General features: G+C 43.0%; 11 protein-coding genes, 2 tRNA genes, 3 rRNA genes and 1 pseudogene. 10 read left to right on the top strand and 7 right to left on the bottom strand.

The window, feature by feature from the left end; all coding sequences use genetic code 11:
* The first annotated feature begins 120 nt into the window (after window positions 1–120).
* From B0X70_RS22110 to B0X70_RS25460, 10 genes and pseudogenes are all read left to right on the top strand, one after another.
* Window positions 121–1,665: ribosomal RNA gene (locus B0X70_RS22110) — 16S ribosomal RNA — on the top strand.
* Between the two features lie 68 nt (window positions 1,666–1,733).
* Window positions 1,734–1,810, top strand: a tRNA-Ile gene (locus B0X70_RS22105).
* A gap of 131 nt (window positions 1,811–1,941) precedes the next feature.
* Window positions 1,942–2,017, top strand: a tRNA-Ala gene (locus tag B0X70_RS22100).
* 162 nt (window positions 2,018–2,179) lie between these two features.
* A 23S ribosomal RNA gene (locus tag B0X70_RS22095) occupies window positions 2,180–5,342 on the top strand.
* Window positions 5,343–5,485: 143 nt separating this feature from the next.
* Window positions 5,486–5,601 (top strand): 5S ribosomal RNA (rrf, locus tag B0X70_RS22090).
* The 16S, 23S and 5S rRNA genes sit together here with 2 tRNA genes alongside, the layout of an rRNA operon.
* Before the next feature lie 1,105 nt (window positions 5,602–6,706).
* Window positions 6,707–7,702: a gluconate operon transcriptional repressor GntR gene (gene gntR, locus B0X70_RS22085; RefSeq protein WP_217470411.1), complete on the top strand. Its 996-nt coding sequence runs from the start codon at window positions 6,707–6,709 to the stop codon at window positions 7,700–7,702.
* Window positions 7,703–7,869: 167 nt separating this feature from the next.
* On the top strand, window positions 7,870–8,409 hold the full coding sequence (gene gntK, locus B0X70_RS22080) for a gluconokinase (RefSeq protein ID WP_036809727.1): 540 nt from the start codon (window positions 7,870–7,872) through the stop codon (window positions 8,407–8,409).
* Complete coding sequence (gene gntU / locus B0X70_RS22075; RefSeq protein ID WP_036809724.1) at window positions 8,409–9,746, top strand: gluconate transporter; 1,338 nt, start codon at window positions 8,409–8,411, stop codon at window positions 9,744–9,746. Before gntK ends, gntU begins: the two co-directional genes overlap by 1 nt.
* Window positions 9,747–9,929: 183 nt before the next feature.
* A pseudogene (locus tag B0X70_RS22070) lies at window positions 9,930–10,865 on the top strand (RNA-guided endonuclease TnpB family protein).
* Complete coding sequence (locus tag B0X70_RS25460) at window positions 10,783–11,028, top strand: zinc ribbon domain-containing protein (RefSeq protein WP_336246324.1); 246 nt, start codon at window positions 10,783–10,785, stop codon at window positions 11,026–11,028. Before B0X70_RS22070 ends, B0X70_RS25460 begins: the two are co-directional and overlap by 83 nt.
* An 85-nt stretch (window positions 11,029–11,113) precedes the next feature.
* Here B0X70_RS25460 and B0X70_RS22065 read toward each other — a convergent pair whose 3' ends face one another.
* The 7 genes from B0X70_RS22065 to B0X70_RS22035 all read right to left on the bottom strand — a co-directional run bounded on the left by B0X70_RS22065 (window position 11,114) and on the right by B0X70_RS22035 (window position 21,848).
* A complete protein-coding gene (locus tag B0X70_RS22065; RefSeq protein WP_036780383.1) occupies window positions 11,114–12,034 on the bottom strand; it encodes a GNAT family N-acetyltransferase in 921 nt (306 codons plus the stop codon).
* Window positions 12,035–12,244: 210 nt separating this feature from the next.
* Window positions 12,245–13,453, bottom strand: a complete 1,209-nt coding sequence (locus B0X70_RS22060; RefSeq protein ID WP_217470410.1) for an SGNH/GDSL hydrolase family protein — start codon at window positions 13,451–13,453, stop codon at window positions 12,245–12,247.
* Window positions 13,440–14,591, bottom strand: a complete 1,152-nt coding sequence (locus B0X70_RS22055; protein WP_217470409.1) for an SGNH/GDSL hydrolase family protein — start codon at window positions 14,589–14,591, stop codon at window positions 13,440–13,442. Before B0X70_RS22055 ends, B0X70_RS22060 begins: the two co-directional genes overlap by 14 nt.
* Window positions 14,578–15,999: an MBOAT family O-acyltransferase gene (locus tag B0X70_RS22050; protein ID WP_217470408.1), complete on the bottom strand. Its 1,422-nt coding sequence runs from the start codon at window positions 15,997–15,999 to the stop codon at window positions 14,578–14,580. Before B0X70_RS22050 ends, B0X70_RS22055 begins: the two co-directional genes overlap by 14 nt.
* Before the next feature lie 211 nt (window positions 16,000–16,210).
* Window positions 16,211–16,999 carry a protein bax gene (locus tag B0X70_RS22045; RefSeq protein WP_036809710.1) on the bottom strand — a complete coding sequence of 263 codons (789 nt, stop codon included), beginning with the start codon at window positions 16,997–16,999 and terminating at the stop codon, window positions 16,211–16,213.
* A gap of 1,285 nt (window positions 17,000–18,284) precedes the next feature.
* Window positions 18,285–19,361 carry a fimbrial protein gene (locus B0X70_RS22040; RefSeq protein WP_036809708.1) on the bottom strand — a complete coding sequence of 359 codons (1,077 nt, stop codon included), beginning with the start codon at window positions 19,359–19,361 and terminating at the stop codon, window positions 18,285–18,287.
* A 12-nt stretch (window positions 19,362–19,373) separates the two neighbouring features.
* Window positions 19,374–21,848, bottom strand: coding sequence for a fimbria/pilus outer membrane usher protein (locus B0X70_RS22035; protein ID WP_217470407.1), 2,475 nt, complete (start codon window positions 21,846–21,848; stop codon window positions 19,374–19,376).
* Window positions 21,849–21,855: the final 7 nt, after the last annotated feature.

The raw sequence follows: 21,855 nt of genomic DNA, 5'->3' as shown, positions 1-21,855 counted from the left end.
CAATCTGTGTGGGCACTCACAAGACCGTATCACAAAAAATACGTTTTAAAGTCTTGAAGAGTGAACAACAGTTAATTCATTACGAACTAATTAGTCAGAATTCTTTGAGCATCAAGCTTTGAATTGAAGAGTTTGATCATGGCTCAGATTGAACGCTGGCGGCAGGCCTAACACATGCAAGTCGGGCGGTAACAGGAAAGCGCTCGCGCTTTTGCTGACGAGCGGCGGACGGGTGAGTAATGTCTGGGGATCTGCCCGAGGGCGGGGGATAACCACTGGAAACGGTGGCTAATACCGCATAATGTCGCGAGACCAAAGTGGGGGACCTGAAAGGGCCTCACGCCGTCGGATGAACCCAGATGGGATTAGCTGGTAGGTAGGGTAATGGCCTACCTAGGCGACGATCCCTAGCTGGTCTGAGAGGATGACCAGCCACACTGGGACTGAGACACGGCCCAGACTCCTACGGGAGGCAGCAGTGGGGAATATTGCACAATGGGCGCAAGCCTGATGCAGCCATGCCGCGTGTATGAAGAAGGCCTTCGGGTTGTAAAGTACTTTCAGCGGGGAGGAAGGATGTAACTTGAACAGAGTTGGATTTTGACGTTACCCGCAGAAGAAGCACCGGCTAACTCCGTGCCAGCAGCCGCGGTAATACGGAGGGTGCGAGCGTTAATCGGAATGACTGGGCGTAAAGCGCACGCAGGCGGTCAATTAAGTTAGATGTGAAATCCCCGGGCTCAACCTGGGAATGGCATCTAAGACTGGTTGACTGGAGTCTCGTAGAGGGGGGTAGAATTCCATGTGTAGCGGTGAAATGCGTAGAGATGTGGAGGAATACCGGTGGCGAAGGCGGCCCCCTGGACGAAGACTGACGCTCAGGTGCGAAAGCGTGGGGAGCAAACAGGATTAGATACCCTGGTAGTCCACGCTGTAAACGATGTCGATTTGGAGGTTGCGGCCTTGAGCTGTGGCTTCCGAAGCTAACGCGTTAAATCGACCGCCTGGGGAGTACGGCCGCAAGGTTAAAACTCAAATGAATTGACGGGGGCCCGCACAAGCGGTGGAGCATGTGGTTTAATTCGATGCAACGCGAAGAACCTTACCTACTCTTGACATCCTCAGAATTTGCTGGAGACAGCGAAGTGCCTTAGGGAACTGAGAGACAGGTGCTGCATGGCTGTCGTCAGCTCGTGTTGTGAAATGTTGGGTTAAGTCCCGCAACGAGCGCAACCCTTATCCTTTGTTGCCAGCACGTCGAGGTGGGAACTCAAAGGAGACTGCCGGTGATAAACCGGAGGAAGGTGGGGATGACGTCAAGTCATCATGGCCCTTACGAGTAGGGCTACACACGTGCTACAATGGCGGATACAAAGTGAAGCGACCTCGCGAGAGCAAGCGGAACACACAAAGTCTGTCGTAGTCCGGATTGGAGTCTGCAACTCGACTCCATGAAGTCGGAATCGCTAGTAATCGTAGATCAGCATGCTACGGTGAATACGTTCCCGGGCCTTGTACACACCGCCCGTCACACCATGGGAGTGGGTTGCAAAAGAAGTCGGTAGCTTAACCTTTTGGAGGGCGCTGACCACTTTGTGGCTCATGACTGGGGTGAAGTCGTAACAAGGTAACCGTAGGGGAACCTGCGGTTGGATCACCTCCTTACCTGAGATAGGTTAAGTGCAGTGCTCACACAGATTGTCTGATGAAAGAAGAGAATAGGTTATCGTAATAGGCTTGTAGCTCAGGTGGTTAGAGCGCACCCCTGATAAGGGTGAGGTCGGTGGTTCAAGTCCACTCAGGCCTACCAAACGCTTTTCCTCTTTGCCATTTTAAACGCTGCATTACTCATGTGCTCGCGCACACTGCGTGATTCGCGTTGAAACTGGCTGTGATGAAAAGGTTTGTATAAAATTCTGCGATAGCGGCCTATTTCTGTATGGGGCTATAGCTCAGCTGGGAGAGCGCCTGCCTTGCACGCAGGAGGTCAGCGGTTCGATCCCGCTTAGCTCCACCATACTAAATGTAGTTCAGAGTATATTGGCAACAGTATGCTGCGAATTATTTTGCTCTTTAACAATCTGGAACAAGCTGAAAAATTGAAACACTCAGTAATATCGACAAGGTATTATTGGGGAGTCTCTCAAGCTGAACAATCCGAGACCTTTTCGGGTTGTGAGGTTAAGCGAATAAGCGTACACGGTGGATGCCTAGGCAGTCAGAGGCGATGAAGGACGTGCTAATCTGCGAAAAGCGTCGGTAAGCTGATATGAAGCGATATAGCCGGCGATGTCCGAATGGGGAAACCCAGTGCAATGCGTTGCACTATCATTAACTGAATCCATAGGTTAATGAGGCGAACCGGGGGAACTGAAACATCTCAGTACCCCGAGGAAAAGAAATCAACCGAGATTCCCCCAGTAGCGGCGAGCGAACGGGGAGCAGCCCAGAACCAGCATCAGCGATGCCATCAGAGGAACGGTCTGGAAAGGCCGGCGAGAGAGGGTGACAGCCCCGTACTCGAAGGTGGCATGGCTGTGAGTTCGACGAGTAAGGCGGGACACGAGAAATCCTGTCTGAAGAGGGGGGGACCATCCTCCAAGGCTAAATACTCCTGACTGACCGATAGTGAACCAGTACCGTGAGGGAAAGGCGAAAAGAACCCCGGCGAGGGGAGTGAAAGAGAACCTGAAACCGTGTACGTACAAGCAGTGGGAGCCCCACCACCAAAGCGTTTCGCTTTGCGTGGCGCACAAAATGCGTAACGTCATCTCAGATGACGGTTGGCGGAGCGGCAGCGACGCCCAACACACTAATCAAGCAGTGGAGCGTTTTGGGGTGGGGTGACTGCGTACCTTTTGTATAATGGGTCAGCGACTTATATTCTGTAGCAAGGTTAACCGTATAGGGGAGCCGCAGGGAAACCGAGTCTTAACTGGGCGAAGTAGTTGCAGGGTATAGACCCGAAACCCGGTGAGCTAGCCATGGGCAGGTTGAAGGTTGGGTAACACTAACTGGAGGACCGAACCGACTAATGTTGAAAAATTAGCGGATGACCTGTGGCTGGGGGTGAAAGGCCAATCAAACCGGGAGATAGCTGGTTCTCCCCGAAAGCTATTTAGGTAGCGCCTCGTGAAGTCATCTTCGGGGGTAGAGCACTGTTTCGGCTAGGGGGCCATCCCGGCTTACCAACCCGATGCAAACTGCAAATACCGAAGAATGTTATCACGGGAGACACACGGCGGGTGCTAACGTCCGTCGTGAAGAGGGAAACAACCCAGACCGCCAGCTAAGGTCCCGAAGTCATGGTTAAGTGGGAAACGAGGTGGGAAGGCCCAGACAGCCAGGATGTTGGCTTAGAAGCAGCCATCATTGAAAGAAAGCGTAATAGCTCACTGGTCGAGTCGGCCTGCGCGGAAGATGTAACGGGGCTAAACCATGCACCGAAGCTGCGGCATTCAGAGGACAGATTTCAGACGACAGAGGACGGAATGATGTCTTGAAGAGTTTGATTAATCAGGTTCTGGATAGTAATCGTCTGTGGCTGTGAAGCCATAGCGAAAATGCTGACCGGATTGGGGCGTCATCTGTAAGCTGTATTCTGACGTCTGTTCTCTGGATGGGTAGGGGAGCGTTCTGTAAGCCGTTGAAGGTGGCGCTGTGAGGCCCGCTGGAGGTATCAGAAGTGCGAATGCTGACATAAGTAACGATAAAGCGGGTGAAAAACCCGCTCGCCGGAAGACCAAGGGTTCCTGTCCAACGTTAATCGGGGCAGGGTGAGTCGACCCCTAAGGCGAGGCCGAACGGCGTAGCTGATGGGAAACAGGTTAATATTCCTGTACTGAATGTGACTGCGAAGGGGGGACGGAGAAGGCTAGGCCATCCGGGCGACGGTCGTCCCGGTTTAAGCGTGTAGGTGGGAGGAGCAGGCAAATCCGCTCTTCTGTAACACTGAGGCGTGATGACGAGCTGCTACGGCAGTGAAGTGGTTGATGCCCGGCTTCCAGGAAAAGCCTCTAAGCATCAGGTGACATTGAATCGTACCCCAAACCGACACAGGTGGTCAGGTAGAGAATACTCAGGCGCTTGAGAGAACTCGGGTGAAGGAACTAGGCAAAATGGTGCCGTAACTTCGGGAGAAGGCACGCTGGCGGTAGGTGAAGGAGTTTGCCTCCGGAGCCGAAGCCAGTCGCAGAGACCAGCTGGCTGCAACTGTTTATTAAAAACACAGCACTGTGCAAACACGTAAGTGGACGTATACGGTGTGACGCCTGCCCGGTGCTGGAAGGTTAATTGATGGGGTTAGCCGCAAGGCGACGCTCTTGATCGAAGCCCCAGTAAACGGCGGCCGTAACTATAACGGTCCTAAGGTAGCGAAATTCCTTGTCGGGTAAGTTCCGACCTGCACGAATGGCGTAATGATGGCCAGGCTGTCTCCACCCGAGACTCAGTGAAATTGAACTCGCTGTGAAGATGCAGTGTCCCCGCGGCAAGACGGAAAGACCCCGTGAACCTTTACTATAGCTTGACACTGAACATGGAGCCTTGATGTGTAGGATAGGTGGGAGGCCTGGAAGTGCGGACGCCAGTCTGCATGGAGCCATCCTTGAAATACCACCCTTGAATGCTCGATGTTCTCACTTAAGCCCGTTATCCGGGCTGAGGACAGTGTCTGGCGGGTAGTTTGACTGGGGCGGTCTCCTCCCAAAGCGTAACGGAGGAGCACGAAGGTTGGCTAATCACGGTCGGACATCGTGAGGTTAGTGCAAAGGCATAAGCCAGCTTAACTGCGAGAGTGACGGCTCGAGCAGGTACGAAAGTAGGTCTTAGTGATCCGGTGGTTCTGAATGGAAGGGCCATCGCTCAACGGATAAAAGGTACTCCGGGGATAACAGGCTGATACCGCCCAAGAGTTCATATCGACGGCGGTGTTTGGCACCTCGATGTCGGCTCATCACATCCTGGGGCTGAAGTAGGTCCCAAGGGTATGGCTGTTCGCCATTTAAAGTGGTACGCGAGCTGGGTTTAGAACGTCGTGAGACAGTTCGGTCCCTATCTGCCGTGGGCGCAGGAAGATTGAAAGGGGCTGCTCCTAGTACGAGAGGACCGGAGTGGACGCACCGCTGGTGTACGGGTTGTCATGCCAATGGCATCGCCCGGTAGCTAAGTGCGGGAGAGATAACCGCTGAAAGCATCTAAGCGGGAAACTTGCCTTGAGATGAGTCTTCCCTTGACTTTAGTCACGGAAGGAACGTTTAAGACGAAGACGTGGATAGGCTGGGTGTGTAAGCGCAGCGATGCGTTGAGCTGACCAGTACTAATGAACCGAGCGGCTTAACCTTACAACGCCGAAGGGGTTTTGGCGTACAGAGGGCGGTTGTCAGAAGACAGCGGCCGGAAGAGAGACAGATTTCAGCTTGTTGAACAGATTGCTTCGGGTGGTTGTGTCGGAAGAGACGCAACGGCCGGAAGGAAACCGAATATGCCTGGCGGCGATAGCGCGGTGGTCCCACCTGACCCCATGCCGAACTCAGCAGTGAAACGCCGTAGCGCCGATGGTAGTGTGGGGTCTCCCCATGTGAGAGTAGGACACTGCCAGGCTTTAAATACAGTGGAAACCCTCAGCGTAAGCTGGGGGTTTTTGCGTTGTTAAGACATACGACAGTCGCTTTGGCTCCATGAACGTTACGATGCTTGTCGAAATTTGCTTTTGTTAATCATCCCTTTATCTCCAGTACATTAGCTATCTGCGGCTGGCAGTTTTGTATTTAGCGGTATATCGCTGTTTTCCTCTGAATAGAATTTGCCTTGGGCAAAGTTTTTTCCACACTTCTTATTAGATGATATAAGTTGCTCTTCTTCCTATAATCGTTGAAATTTCTTTGGGATTTTGTCTCATACACCGTAAAAACTCTGCTTGAATAAACTGTAGTGCAATAATGAGGTTAGGACTTCCATGAGTTCGTGTCGTAAATATTATTGCTAAACGAACCAAATTATAGAAAATGGGGCTTGTTCGTCACTTTTAATGAAATGTTTTCAACATCTTAATGACTAAGTGTATGCACATGACTTAATTGCCTGTGTTTTATCTCGCCGTAGTTGAGTTCAACCTTTCAATGTTTTCAATAGATTTTAAAATCTAGTCGAGAGGAAGGTTTCAAAGTGGATCAGTAGGATAAATCTTATCGGCATGCTGATTAACAGGTTATTTTTGATATCGGTTTTGAGTACTTTATGACGTAGCCTTTTCTTAATTGGTATGAGCTGACGATAGTTTTCTCTTAATTGCATGCCTGCTTGTACTTAAGTTAACAACGTAGTTCATATTAACCTTGAGTCAGTATCGAATGATTAAACCTTAATTTCGTCTGGACATTTCTCCTAAGCTGACTTAATGTCTCTGCTATCTGATTTTGATAGGTTTGGCAATTTTCAAGTTCTTAGTCACTGTAGAGACTTGGTTCTTGCTGATTGTGGTGGTTCATTGCCTTTCAATCATTCGGTAATAAATCCTCCTGATTAATAAAAAAACATTTCTTATATTTCCGCTCTAAAGGATGAGATTTTACGATGCATTGAATAAATGGGGATTACGGTTTCACTATCAGACTAAGTTTAAAAAATGTATCCTTATAGTGTATAAATATGTCATAACACTGCGTTTATTATCCTAAACTTGACTAATTCTATATTGCATTGAAATATGAAGAAAAAACGCCCTATTTTACAAGATGTTGCTGATCGTGTTGGTGTAACTAAAATGACGGTAAGTCGTTTCTTACGTAATCCTGATCAAGTTTCTGAGCAATTGCGAGAAAAAATAGCGGATGCTTTAGATGAGTTAGGTTATATCCCAAATAAAGTGCCGGATATTCTTTCTAATTCTACTAGTCATGCTATTGGTATTTTATTGCCTTCTTTGACTAACCAAGTTTTTGCGGAGGTTATCCGTGGTATCGAATATGTGACGGACAATTATGGTTATCAAACTATGTTGGCTCACTATGGATATCGCTCAGAAAAGGAAGAAGAGCGTTTGATTTCTTTACTTTCCTATAATATTGATGGTTTGATTCTTTCAGAACGCACTCACACTCCACGAACTTTAAAAATGTTGGAAACGGCTGGTATCCCTGTCGTTGAGCTGATGGATTGTGTTTCTCCTTGTTTTGATACGGCGGTCGGTATTGACAACTTTGAAGCTGCTCGGCAAATGACAATGGCAATGATTGAGCGTGGTTGTCAGCGGGTGATTTATCTTGGTGCGAGACAAGATGAAAGGACAATTATTCGTCTGGAGGGTTATGAAGCTGCAATGGAAGGTGCGGGGTTAAAACCAGGTAAGATAATGACTCCAGACAGCTCTTCTTACACGTTAGGGGGGCAGTTACTGAATGAAGCACGAACAAAATATCCTGATGTTGATGGTCTATTTTGTACTAACGATGATCTCGCTATCGGCGCAATTTTCGAGTGCCAACGTCAAGGGATAGCTGTACCGCATGATATTGCGATAGCTGGCTTTCATGGTCATGATGTTGGTCAAGCGATGACACCAAAACTTGCCAGTGTATTGACGTCTCGTGACTTAATGGGGCGGAGGGCTGCCGAATTATTAATGGCTCGGTTGAAAGGCGAACATTTACCGCAAAAAATGATTGATATAGGTTTTCAGTTATCTCCGGGGGAGAGTATCTAATCGGTCTGGTGGATTTGCATTTTTTGAACTAATTTGTGATGAGTGTCACATTTATATTTCCTGAATATTTCGTGTTGTTGCGAATTTCATCTCTACTTCTGATAATGTTACCGATAACAGTTACCGGTAACATTTTGTAGATAAAATATCTACGTTAAGGAGTTTATATGGGTGATACCCAGCATTCGAATCATGCTTTTGTGCTTATGGGGGTATCCGGTAGTGGTAAATCTGCTGTTGCCAGTGCTGTAGCCTGTAAATTGGATTCTGCTTTTTTAGATGGTGATTTTTTACACCCAAGATCTAACATTAGTAAGATGGCTAAAGGCTATGCACTGAATGATGAAGATCGTGAGCCTTGGTTGAAATCATTGAACCATGCAATTTTTGCTATGCAACGCACAAACTCGGTCTCCTTAATTGTTTGTTCTGCTTTAAAAAAACATTACCGGGATATACTGCGTGATAATAATAAGAATCTGTCATTTCTTTATATGAAAGGCGACTTTGATTTAATTGAAAGTCGATTGAAGGCACGTAAAGATCATTTTTTTAAACCTCAAATGTTGGTATCTCAGTTTGAGGCATTAGAAGAGCCAGAGAGTGATGAACAGGATGTTTATCTGGTTGACATTAGATCATCTCTTGATGAAGTGATAAATCACTCGATAAGAATAATTAATAGTGTCATTTCAGGGGAAAAATAATGAATACTTTAACCTTAGTGCTGACAGCGGTGGGTTCTGTTCTCTTACTATTGTTTCTGGTGATGAAAGCCAGAATACACGCTTTTGTTGCGTTAATACTGGTTTCTATGGGAGCGGGTGTTTTTTCTGGTATGCCACTGGATAAAATTGCTGAAACAATGCAAGAAGGAATGGGAGGAACGTTAGGTTTCTTAGCTATTGTTGTCGCACTAGGGGCAATGTTTGGTAAAGTTCTGCATGAAACAGGCGCACTGGATCAAATTGCGGTTAAATTACTAAATAGTTTTGGTGAAAAGAATGCTCATTATTCACTGGGGATTGCTGGCCTGGTTTGTGCTTTGCCGTTGTTCTTTGATGTAGCGATTGTTTTATTGATTGGTGTGGCATTTGCAGTAGCGCGTCGTACTGGCGGTAATGTAGTCAAGCTGGTTATTCCTTTGTTTGCCGGTGTTGCAGCCGCCGCAGCGTTTTTGTTACCTGGTCCAGTACCGATGTTGTTGGCTTCACAAATGAATGCTGACTTTGGTTGGATGATCTTGATTGGTATCAGTGCCGCGATTCCTGGGATGTTACTAGCGGGGCCAATCTTCGGTAGTTTTATCAGTAAGTATGTCACTCTGGATTTACCCAACGATATAAGTGAGCCAAGTCTTGGTCAAGGTAAGATGCCATCTTTTGGTTTGAGTTTGTCACTGGTTCTGTTCCCTTTGGCTTTGGTTGGATTAAAGGCTATTGGTGAGAATTTTGTTGAACAGGGTTCTGAGTTGTATCAGTGGCTTGCATTTATCGGTCATCCATTTTCTGCGATTTTAGTTGCTTGTTTGATTGCTATTTATGGTTTGGCAATTCGCCGTGGGATGAGTAAAGAAAAAGTGATGGATATTTGCTCTTCGGCTATTCAACCGGCTGGAATTATTTTATTGGTGACTGGGGCTGGTGGTGTATTTAAACAAGTATTAGTGGATTCTGGTGTTGGTCCTGCTTTGGGAAATGCATTGATTGGTGCGGGCTTGCCTATTGCATTAGCGTGTTTCATCCTTGCTGGAACAGTACGTATTATTCAAGGTTCTGCAACCGTTGCTTGTTTGACAACTGTTGGTCTGATTTTGCCAGTTGTTGATCTTCTGGAATATTCTGGCGCCCAGCTTGCAGCTCTTTCAATCTGTATTGCGGGTGGTTCTTTGGTACTGAGCCATGTTAATGATTCAGGTTTTTGGTTATTTGGTAAATTTACTGGTGCAACAGAATCTCAGACACTGAAAACTTGGTCAATTATGGAAACTATTCTTGGAACAACAGGCGCGGTTGTTGGAATGGTTTTCTTTACTATGTTGTAATTTGTATGAATTCAGGGATTGTATTCGCAAAAACCGCCGTAAACCTTTGCCCAGTGCGGGTGGGGATATCAGGCGAAAAGCCCAGAGGGCTTTAGGGCTGGCGACTCCGACGTCTCCTGACTGAATGGATATCTGCCGGTAAAACAGGCTAAAATGAATTCACTTTATCAATGAGCGCTGAATATGTTAAGAGCGACCAAAGTCCGCATCTACCCCACACCCGAACAGGCCGAGTATCTTAACGGCTAGTTCGGGGCGGTCCGTTTTGCGTACAACAAGGCGCTGCACATCAAAAAGCATGCCTACAAACGTCACGGCGTGAATTTAAATCCGCGCAAAGACCTCAAACCGTTACTGGCGGTCGCGAAGCAATCCCGCAAGTATGCCTGGCTCAAGGAATATGACGCCATTGCATTACAGCAGGCGGTGATCAATCTGCATATTGCGTTTGATAATTTTTTCAATCCGAAGTTGCGCGCCCAATTTCCCACGTTCAAACGCAAACAGGGTAAGCAATCGAGCTATCACTGTGTTGGGGTGAAAGTGCTGGAGGGCGCAGTGAAGATCCCGAAATTGTCACCGATAGAAGCACGCATACACAGAAAAATTGAAGGGAAAGTGAAGAGCATTACGCTTTCTCGTACCGCCACGGGAAAATATTTCGCCGCTATCCTGTGTGACGATGGTAAAGACGTGCTGGAAAAGCCGGGCGTTATCACCCGCGTGACCGGGTGTGATATGGGATTATCCCACTATCTTATCCAGTCGACCGGAGAGAAGGTCAATAACCCGTGTCACCTTATCAACGCCCGATTACGTCTGGCGTCTGTCCATGAGCGGGTAACCCATGCCCGCGCCGATTTTCAACACAAACTCTCCCGAACAATGGTTGACGAAAACCAAGTGGTCATTGTTGAGACGCTGAAATCGGCTAACATGATGAAGAATCACCACCTTGCCCGCGCTATCGGGGATGCGGGCTGGAATAGCTTCCTCATGAAACTGGAATACAAAGCCGCAGTGGCCGGGCGTCCATCTGGTCAAACTGGATCAGTGGTTCGCCAGTTCGAAAACCTGTCATGGCTGCGGTCACAAAATGCCAGAACTGCCGCTGCGTAAGCGGATCTGGCCATGCCCTTGCTGTTATGTCGAACATGACCGCGATATCAATGCGGCGATCAACATCCAGCGCAAGGGCATAACAGAATTACAGGCGGCGGGACTCGTCGTTTCTGCCCACGGAGGCCAGCGTCAATCCGTCATAAAGACGGTGGCGGCCTGAGAAGTGGGAAGCCTCGCCGTTTTTTACGGCGGGGAGCAGTCACAAGGCGGCAAGATAAGTAAACTACCTGAAAATATTGGTGACATTAAAAGAGTGTTCTTGCTAGCGGGTGACGGTGGCACCAGCGATCTTTATAGGCAAAAGTGGGCTTGCCAATAGAATAACGCATCGTTTTTTGATTCTGCTGACAGAGCGCCGAAGCATTTTGAATATTTAACCACATGACAATGCTTCCAAGGCTGAGATTAGCATATTCAGGATCGTATCCGCCGTTTACTGCATCGAATGAAACCCATTGAGGGCTGTCTGATTTTATAACTAAATCGTAGGCTGCTGGGGTTCCATTGATAGTTAGTACACATCCGTACAGATGCTGTTTGAGTTCGGTGTATAATTCGGTTAATTTCCCTTTTTCTTCTTCACTGTGTGTTTTTTCCCACCGTTTCTCATACAGTGTGGTGTAAATGTCAACAAATTCCTGGCAGGTAAAATCATCGATTTGATGTATTTCTCCTCCTGCACGTTTAAATCTATTAATTTCATTACTCCGATTTCTTCTTGTTTTATAAGAAAAATCTTCTTTAGCAAGGCATATTGTTCGTTTGTTTAATCGGCCATAATAAAGATTGACAAAGTTTTCTTTGTGCAGAGGCGATATGGTTTTTGATTTCCCAGGGATGATAGTTTTTAGATGTTTGGCAATAGGGAAGAGAATTTCATCGTAACTGAAAAAATAGTAGTCCTTTTGGTGACTTGCTGCCAGATGATGATCTTTACATGTAAAGTATGCCCCTTCGATAACGTTTTCTATTTGTGGATTTTCTTTGACGTAAAAGATAAAACTATTGCCAAATTTTTCATTTAAGAAGCGTACAATATCTGGATGAGTCGATATTCCACCACCATAAAGAGAATACGCTTGTTGGTAACGTTCGAAACTACACTCTTTCCAGCCGGAGATGAGTCTTTTTATAGCACTGAGAGGATACTTTTTTGGAAAAATCATATTTTAAATACTCTTTTTGACGCTATGTTTTACACATGTATAAACTTATTTTTCAACGTATTAAATACAACAAAAAAGACAATTTGTCTTTATTAAATGGGTTTCTTGTGAGTTCATACATATTGTAAACCTAAGATTATAAGTTTAATTTCTCTGCACTAAAAACAAGATAAGTATTTAGTACTATTCCCAATCAAGCTTTATTGTTGCTTATTGATCGAGAATATTTATTAATTGTTGATATAAAGCTTCAGCACTGCGCTCATAACCCGCGGCCGAAAGGTGAACATAATCAGGACGAGCAAGATCTTGTTGCGCCCAGCTCTTAATTGAGCATTTTCCACCCATATATTCACGCCAGTTCCAGAATAGTGTGTGCTGATCTTGAGCGACTTTTTGTTGAATATGGATGATATTATCCAACATTGTTGGTTGTTGTGTTGTACAACTTGTAAGTTGATTGTTTTTCAAAGAATCACCTGGCCCAATAATAAGGATAACTGCTTGTGGTAGCTGATTACGAATCTGCTTTATCTTCGTTTCCAGTTGCTGGCGATAGCTTGATAAATCAAGCGAATGATTAAAAGCCTCATTTGTGCCATAAGCGAGGATCACCATATCAGGACGCATTTGAACTAATGTATCAATCCATTGTGGCTGCCACTTATCCATCATATTAATAGTTGCACCATTAATACCCAAGGCAGATAACATAATACCTGGTTGTGCGCGTTTGATAAACCAGCCGCCTAATTTTAACTGATTATTTTGTATCGCCATAATATTAACTGGGAATGTAACAGATTCTCCAGTAGAAAATTGCCAGTGACCGTGGGTTGCCGATAATTTCACGATTCGTTTGGTGGCAGATTGAACCAGAATCTGAGCATCCCCCGATGCTTGGTATAACGTCTTGAGTTGATAGCGATCATGGGATGGTGCAAACAGCTTTAGAATTAATTGACTTATTTGGCTATTGGGTTCTGCAATTGCACCGCCAAGAGGAAAATCAGGCCGATTATCTTTGCGGCTGGTAGTGAGTTTCCATTGCTGTGTATTACCGGTCATACTGACCATAGCGTTACGTTGGCCAGGTACATTAATTGGGCTAACAAAACCAATCCCTGCATCGCCAAAACGTTGTTGCAATAAAGAGCGAAGCTTGCCGGTAAAAAAATCAGCAGCGGTATGGGAATCTCCTATCTGAACAAAATGCAGTTGATTATGGTGACTGTTATGCAGTTTATTCGCCAGTAAGGCTAAATTTGGTTCACCGAAGTCTATTAGCTGTTGATTTTCTTTTGCCGGTTGTTGTGTTGGCATTTGTTTATGGCACGATATCAAACTTAAAGAGAGTGTGATGACCAGACTAATGCCAGCAGACTGGTATCGCCGACGGAGTTGTTTAGCTATTTTCATTTTGCTTGGTTCCATTTTGTTTGGCTGGTTCCTGAATAAATTTAATCAATGAAAATATGTTGTCTGAGATAGCTTGCTGGCCTTTTAAGCTAAAGTGTATGCCATCATCACTTCTGAGTTTAATTTTGTTACTATTATCGCCAATATAATCGGAATAATCATTTGCATGGTATTTAAAAATATCATTAACAGAAACGTAGATTTCCCCAGCTTTCGTGACTTCTGATCGATACAAGGATCTCAGATATTCCATGCTGTTGGAGAGTTTTTTCTGTCGCATATTGGGAGGACCAACCCAGATAATATCAGCACCGTGGTTACGTGCTTCGGTAAGGATCATGTCGATACGTTGGCGATAGAGATTTTCCCAATCGGGGCTGGCGAATTTCAGGTAGGTGTTTCCATGTTTTGGTGGCATATCCCAGGGATCATTTGGTCCCAAAAAAATAACAACTAGCTTGATATTATGGTTGGCTTCCAGTGTTTTATTGATAGTTTCCGGCCAGTTAAAAAAACTAGGGTAAGCAAGTCCAGTACTTTGTTTGCTGAGATTAATACTTGAAATACTGTAATTTCGGTAGAGTCGACGTTTCAGATGGGGAGCGATACCCTGCATCATTGAATCTCCGGCAAACAGTACTTTATCTTTGGCGGTCAGTGTCACGTTGGTTTTACCGATAACCGCACTGGGGGAAACATTATTCCTTAAATCATGAGGTATTGGTGAATTAACAGGATGAGTATGGGAAGATTTCTGTAATAACTCAGGAAAAGTTGCAGGCAGATTTGTAACAGGAGAGGGATAACCACTTAGGAGCTTGAGTCCAATCTGAAAATCCGCAGGCAGTGTGATATCAGCTTCCTGGGAAGTTTGCTGATGATTGCCACTGTTATTGCCGGTAGTATGTAACATGAAAGCTTCCCCCGCAGCGAGTATGCCTTGTTCCAGGTTATCACCGAAATCCCAGAGCGGATGACCTTGTAAAGTAGCCCAAAGGCTTTGCTGATGGTATTCCTGTTGCCAAAATCTATCCAGTGAACGATGATTTAGCCAGATTAACAGTAGGCTAGTTAATATTACGGTAAATATGACTTGCCCTGCCGTCTTTAAATTAGATTTGAATTCAGAAATTGGCATAAATGAATCCTGGTATTCCTTGTGGTGAGAGCATAAATACTAAAGTCAAAATAATCGCTAATGGTATTGGGTAATATATCCATGAAATCTTAGAATGCATTTTCTCAACCATTATTTTTAGATTAATCAGCCACGGATAGATAATAAAGAGTCCCCAGAACATCAATAACAACCCACTGTTGGCTATTATTGAATGAAATAAATCTGATGATATCAATTGATTTAATAATATTAGTGCATCATCTAGAGTAGGACAGCGGAAGAAAACCCATGCCAGACAGACAAAGTGGAAAGTGATGATTCTTGATAAAAATGAGCTGACTGGGTTTCGGGAAATATTTTGATTTTTTTTGTCTATTGGGGGAAATAACTGGTATTTGACATTGAGGATTATTAATCCCAATCCATGAATAGCTCCCCAGATAATGAAGTTAATTCCGGCTCCATGCCATAATCCAGAGATTACCATAGCGACAAACAAATTAAGATTCTTACGTATAAATCCTTTCTTATTACCACCAAAAGGAATATAGACATAATCACGGATAAATTCAGACAAACTGATATGCCAACGGCGCCAGAAAGCTTGCAAGTTTTCTGCCAGATAAGGGGCATTGAAGTTTTCAGGTACCCTGAAACCAAGGAGTAGCGCTAATCCAGTAACAAGGTTGGTATAACCAGAAAAATTAAAATAGATATGCCATGCATAGGCATAGATACCAACCAGTATTTGCCCCGTATTGTAGCTGGCAGGATCATCAAAAACTGGATTGACATAATTTTCAGATAAATAAGAGCTGAATAAGAATAGCTTAATTATCGCCAGTGCAATCAGTAATATAGCTCTTGATGGTTCAATGATTACTCTTGATGAAATCTGGATTTGAGGCAGGAAATTTTTAGCTCGGTTGATTGGTCCGGCAACAATACTTGGAAAAAAGCATAGGTATAAGGCGACATCAGGAAATGATGCTTTGGGCATCTCTTTTCTTGCGACAGCAACGACATAGCTGACGGAATGAAATGCATAGAAAGATAAACCCAAAGGGATGAGTAGTGTCAGTACAGGTAAATCTATGGACAAGCCAAATTCGGCAAACGCTTGTTGGAGACTTTCCTGAAAGAAAGAATAATATTTGAATAGCGTAAAACATCCCAGAATACCTATCGTTAGGATAGTAAATGTGATGCGATTGGATAGAAATTTGCTGGCTATGTTTGTTAAAAGATAAATAAATAGCGTATAGCTAAATAGGATGCCGGTGAAAAGAGGATTAAAGGAAAAGACAAACAGATAACTTGCGATTATCAGTAGATAGTTTTGTGCTTTCGCATTTTTTTGTAGCATCCAATACAAGAGAAAGAAAGCAACAAAGGAACCAAGAAACTCAAAAGAAAAGAAATTCATATTAAACTCTGGTCAATCATTTTATCTTAATATAGGTTAATATTGGGTGATATTATAGTATTTGATCTAAACATTCTATCAATGAAAAGAACAAACCGATGGACATAAGAAAATCATCCGTTCCATAGTGGGCTATGGTAACGGATGATATTGGTACTTAGCACAAGATATTCAAACAGAAGATATTCATGCTAATGACTTATTTAGGCCCTTAGTCATGGTCGTTTTTGGCTAACTTCTGCGCCTGAGTAATAAGCCCTTTATTGCTGTTAAATACTTTATGCAGATAACTGTTGTAAGTCGAACCCAATTGTGAATACCCTTCAAGATTATCAATCAATTTGCTGGTATTTAGTGATTCTTGAAGGCTTCTCTGCTTGGCGCGTGAAACACGCAATGATTCATAAGCGTTATGAGTATTCATATTTTTCATATAAGCTTCGACAGAATCATTGATGGTCGAGTAGGAGAAATAACCTTTTATTTTACCTTGGGTTTTCTTACAGTTGTTACCGCAACGCATACCGAACAAGTTGTTATTCTGTTGTGCAAGCTTAGATGTTCCCCAGCCAGATTCTGTTGCGGCCTGAGTGGCAACAAAATGGGTTGGGATAATATCAACACGACTTAGTAGCTTGCTCCAATTAACTTTTTTAGGCGAGCTGCTACAGCTCACGTTGTAGTTTTTACAAATTTGTTGCAGGCGCTTGATATCCTGTATGGACCAATGCTTGGCGTTTTGGTGTTCCAATAGCCATTTCCGTTCCTGCATAATTTGTTGATTGTGTTGATCAATCACAGGGACAACAACATTTAAAAACGCTTTCTTACGTAGGGTGCCCGAAGGGTATTTTCGCAAATCTGGCAAACTGCTTTGCATGTCATTGTGAGAATACTCTATGCTTTTAGCGGTGCTGGTTGAGGCATGACTAAAAGCGGAAAACAATAGTGAGATAAAGAAAGCGAAGATGGCAGTTGTCCTCATCGTTTGAGAGGGCATTGCTTTTCCTCGTTTGCTCTGAATAAAAAACAAGCTGATGTTAGCAAAATAAATCCAGCATAGCCAGAGTTATTAGCGATTCATAAATATATTTTCTGTAATAAAAATTATTATTTTGCTCATTTGTTCTGTGGTTTTTTATTAATTTATATATGGTTATGTGCTATTCGTGTACAAAATATTACCTGTTCTGGGTGAATTATCCATCAGATATAATCATGATTTTCGAGTTAGTTTTGTGTCTGTAAGTTGCTTTTTCAAAAGAAAAATGATTTGTAAACCAGTTAGTATAATATCGAAAGTGATTGAATCTGGTTTTATATAGTACTGTTAATTATAGTACAGCCAATCGTAAGAATACTGCGGCGAGTAGTAAACTGATTGATATTAATATTGCCGTTATAAGAATAATTATCATTTTCATAAAAAGGTGACCAGTTACCGATATGGTCTTTTTCCTCTGTGAGTTAAAATTAAGTCGTCTTTGTCAGGCTTGAGCTAATTTTCTAATGTATCCATTGTCATTGGTGCGATGCAGGATATTCGATATGGTTCTAAATGTTAAGTTAAAATAAGTAACAATGTGTTACAAATATTTACTTCAGGTGATATTGTGAAAATATAATAATGAAGGTGTATATAAGGATAAAAAATTTTTAATAATTTATTTGTTGATAATTATAAATATTTATCTTTATATTTTTATATTAAAGGTGGTTTTGGGGAGTGGAATTCATATTTTTATTATGTTGGGTTAAATTGTTTATTACATTTTTGTATTGCGTGAAATTATATTAACATATAAGGTTTTTATTTTTAACTTATTCTATGTTGTTGATTTTTAATTTATTATTTTTATTGTTAATCAATATTGTTGGGTTTTTTTATATACTGTATCTTTCTGTTTTTATGATTTTCTTTGTCTTGTTTTTTATTGAGATATATTTTTATTTCAGACTGGTTGTTGTTTCTGTTTATTCTTTAATAAGGCTTGAATATATTGTTCTTGATATTGTTTTTTAAATTTTATTAATAAGTGTAAATATGTTTTTTCTATTTTTCGTAGAGTTACACTATTTTATTAAGAAATTAGTTGAGTGTGCGTGATTACTTAATGTTAGGGTTATCATTATGTTACGTAAACTCAGGGGAGATTATAAATGTAAATGAATTTTTCTTCAGAAACACTTTATTACAAATTATTACTTATTGAAACATAAATTTTTAATTCGGATAGGGGAAATAAGAGACATCTCCTTTGCCTCTTGGGTAATTTTCCTCTTGATTAATTGTATTCAAAGTTCAGCACAGAGGTTGCTTTCAGGTCCCCTGCTATGATGTTTTGCGGATCATAAACGTGGTAGTAAGCATTAAGGTCGATGGAAAAGTTTTTATCAATGACATTGCCGGAGTTTTTGCTGAATAGCAGTGTCGCGCCACGGGATGAGGATGGCGAGGCGCTGAAAGTTATCGGCGATGAATCACTTGTCTGAGAGACACGGATACCAACACCTTTAGCGGCACCGGCTTTGCTATCAATTAAGGTTTGATTGTCATTTGGCAGCAGATTATTACTGCTTAGGTAAGCTTTAACTGAGCGTGAAGTTTTACCGTTTTGGAGATATTTGCATTCAAAGTTCAGGGTAAAAGGGGTTTCGCCTTTATCTATTCCGTTAAGCAATCTAATGCGGTTGACTTTTGGTAGATTCACTGTTAACCCAGCATTTAAGAAGTGACAAGTTGTATCTCTGTGATTAAAAATCATCGTAACGGGCTGGTAATAGATATCTTCAGAATGCGTCGGCCACTCCCAGGTAAGAATAAAGGTCAGGAAATCGGTAGCGAAACGGAGAATGGCATCAAGGATTCCTAAGTTGGTGGTATCCATAGCAATTACAGCAGTTTTTAATGTTGCAGAATTGCCGGAAAAGACATGAATATTACTACCACCGGGTCTGCCACCCAGTAGTTTTACATTAAGTGTAAATTGGGCTTGCAATTTGCCAGCAGGGTATGTGTCATTACTGTTTCCCAGATTAATACTATTGCTAGGAGAAAGATTCGTGACAGTCACTTCGGCATAATCTTTGCCGCCATTGAATCCTAAGACAACTTTGTTTTTGGTAAAAGGCGAACCGTTAGCAACAGAGTTTTGTTTCCATAATGAATTTCTTGTACATGTAAAATAGCCAGAATATTGGGTGTTGAGTATCCAGGTTGCATTACTGTTCAGGGTGAGATTATCTGTCATATCTACCGTGATTGCCGGTGCTGTTATTGCATATTTAGGTTGGCAGTCTGCGTAGGCTATGTTGCTGCTTAGACTGATTATGGCCGCCAGATACAATGGCTTAAGTTTCATTATTCTTCTCCCTTAACGGCAAATATTGGCGGTTGAGCCCATTTCAGGCTGTGGATCGTTTATTGTGCAACTCTTTTCGCCTAGCTGACCGATGCGGATATAAATTTGTTGTGGTAATTTTTCTGCTCGCAGGAAAACCATGCTGCCCTGACCAACGTATCCTAAGCTGTTACCTTCTGAATCGACAATTTCAGTCCCGAAAGGTAAAGGTTTACCATCAGCCTGGGCGGCATAGAAAACAAACGTTTTCCGCTGGTCTGTTTTAAATCCGATGTGGGTAATCGCACCGGAATATGGCGCAACATCTCGGATATTACCGATAAGTTCAGCGGCATCTTCTGATACTTCACTGGTATCTAGCATGATGGCGTTTTTACGGTAAGGAGAAAGATAAGGTATCAGCAACTTACCGCTGTTGTTTGTCACCATGCTTTTATCTCCATTCACAGAAGCGTTTGCCGTGCCCGGCGCGTCAATGATGGCGAAAGTTTCCCCAACCTGATTAGCAGCCAGAATGCCGCCTTGATAAGCAACTAAACTGCCGATTGCGCCAAGCCCCATTTGGCGGTATTCCGTGGATTGGCTATAAGAACTACTCAATGTGGAAGCGGATGTTTTATAGGTCAAATTTGCACTGGTTGTTGTCGAACCGCTTTTCTGATCTGAAATGTTGAAGTGGTAATTCAAACGGTTGCTTGGGCCTGCGCTGCCGCTTAATCCTACGTTACTGTTGTCATAGTGGCTTTCATTGACTGAGATATTGTTGGTCAAATAGGCGGGGTAGCCAAACAACTCGAAAGGAATGGATAGCATCAGATAGTAGCGCTGTTCCTCTTTACTCTCTGTTTCATTGATATTGTATCGGACACGGCTTGCTGTCAGGGAATAATTGACTTTACCCAGACTGTTGGAATACCCCATTTGATACTCCCTACTTTTATTCTGGGTTCCCCAGTAATCACGGAATGTTCCCGAAAGAAAAAGTGAACCAGCACCACTACCAAGATTCTGATTTAAATTGATATTAAAGGTATTTTTTTGATGGGAATAGTATTGTTGGTTATAGCCGTTGCTTATCCAGTCATGTAGATCAATTGCATCGATTAAGGTGAGATAATTTTTAGTTGAATAGCGATAAGCCGCCAGCGAAAAATTTGTTTTTGTTTGTGGAATATAGCGGCTATAAGCCAATTTGTAGCTTTGACCTTTCATGGTTGGGCTATTATCAAATTTGGCGCTGGATTGTGAAACGTCAATTGAGACAGCGCCAATGGGTAGATTAAAGCCACTACCTAACAATAGCGAGTAATAATCTTTACTGATAATGGCGCCTGTATAACCGGTCAGGACATTATTAAAACCATATTGATAGCTGGCTTGAAAAAAGTTTGGTTTATAACGACTGTTAGCAATATGTGTTTTACCTGCACTGATATCATATTTGCCAAGACCTTCTTTCATCATATTAGGAACGGATGAAAAGGGGACGGTAAAACTATTAGCACGTCCGTCTGCTTCCGTCACTTCAACTAGCAAATCACCACCTGAACCTGTTGGTAAAATAGTATCAATGGCAAACGGTCCCGGTGGCACATTACCTTGATAAATAACAACATTATTTTGGGTGATTTTTACCAGAGCGTTAGTCTGCGCAACTCCTCTGACGATAGGGGAAAATCCTTGCCAGGCATCGGGGTGCATGCGCATATCTGTTTTCAGATTGATACCTCGAAAACGGAAAGAGTCGAATAAATCGCTGGATGTATAGCTATCGCCAATGCGAAGTTCTGAATTAATTGATGAAATTCCCCGTTGCAGATAACGGGTATTATTACTCCATTTATCACCATTTGAACGTGTGTAGTGATAAGAGGATTGATCACGTAATTGCCAGCCAAATAGATTTAAACCGCTATTAAGCGACACGTAAACATTATCTTCATTTTCACGGTCGCGGTTTTGTTTATTCCTATTTTGAGTATGGTAATAGTTGGCATTATAGAACAGCATAGCGCCGGGGATACCTCTGTCCCAGAATGCAGGATCAATATAGCCTTTTAGCTCGTTTTTGACATACGCCTGCGGGACCACAAGATGTAGACTGAGTTTAGGAACATCGAGATTAGCGGTTCCTTCATATATTATTTTAGTAAGAAGAATTTCATCTTTGGATAAATTTGATTCTGATAATTGGTTTTTATCAATTTTTATACCTAATCTAGAAAGATCTTCATTAAATAAGTAAATATCTTTACCATCATTCTGGATATTAATATCAAATCTTCCTTTCCAGTCATTATTCAGATATATATCAATATCGTAACGGCCTGCGGGCAGTTCTGAAGTGGAATAAAACCGGGATAAATCTGCTTTTGCAGATTCACCGGCGAGAAAATCAGTATTAAATGTTGCGGCATAGCATAAACAACCTGTATACAGCAAGGCACCTATTATCAGAGCTAACGGACTAAATTTTTGTCTTATCATGTTCTAT

Origin of the sequence: Photorhabdus akhurstii (genome assembly GCF_019090985.1) — a bacterium.
In the GTDB taxonomy this organism is placed as follows: Bacteria; Pseudomonadota; Gammaproteobacteria; order Enterobacterales; family Enterobacteriaceae; genus Photorhabdus; species Photorhabdus akhurstii.
The sequence above is the reverse complement of the archived record's forward strand: the minus strand, read 5'-3'. Positions and strand labels throughout refer to the sequence as shown.

Bases quoted from the DNA above. Each gene is read 5' to 3' on its own strand.
- B0X70_RS22050 (WP_217470408.1), bottom strand. From the start codon at position 15,999: ATGAATTTCTTTTCTTTTGAGTTTCTTGGTTCCTTTGTTGCTTTCTTT.
- B0X70_RS22035 (WP_217470407.1), bottom strand. From the start codon at position 21,848: ATGATAAGACAAAAATTTAGTCCGTTAGCTCTGATAATAGGTGCCTTG.
- gntK (WP_036809727.1), top strand. From the start codon at position 7,870: ATGGGTGATACCCAGCATTCGAATCATGCTTTTGTGCTTATGGGGGTA.
- gntU (WP_036809724.1), top strand. From the start codon at position 8,409: ATGAATACTTTAACCTTAGTGCTGACAGCGGTGGGTTCTGTTCTCTTA.
- B0X70_RS22040 (WP_036809708.1), bottom strand. From the start codon at position 19,361: ATGAAACTTAAGCCATTGTATCTGGCGGCCATAATCAGTCTAAGCAGC.
- B0X70_RS22055 (WP_217470409.1), bottom strand. From the start codon at position 14,591: ATGCCAATTTCTGAATTCAAATCTAATTTAAAGACGGCAGGGCAAGTC.
- B0X70_RS22060 (WP_217470410.1), bottom strand. From the start codon at position 13,453: ATGAAAATAGCTAAACAACTCCGTCGGCGATACCAGTCTGCTGGCATT.
- gntR (WP_217470411.1), top strand. From the start codon at position 6,707: ATGAAGAAAAAACGCCCTATTTTACAAGATGTTGCTGATCGTGTTGGT.
- B0X70_RS22045 (WP_036809710.1), bottom strand. From the start codon at position 16,999: ATGCCCTCTCAAACGATGAGGACAACTGCCATCTTCGCTTTCTTTATC.
- B0X70_RS22065 (WP_036780383.1), bottom strand. From the start codon at position 12,034: ATGATTTTTCCAAAAAAGTATCCTCTCAGTGCTATAAAAAGACTCATC.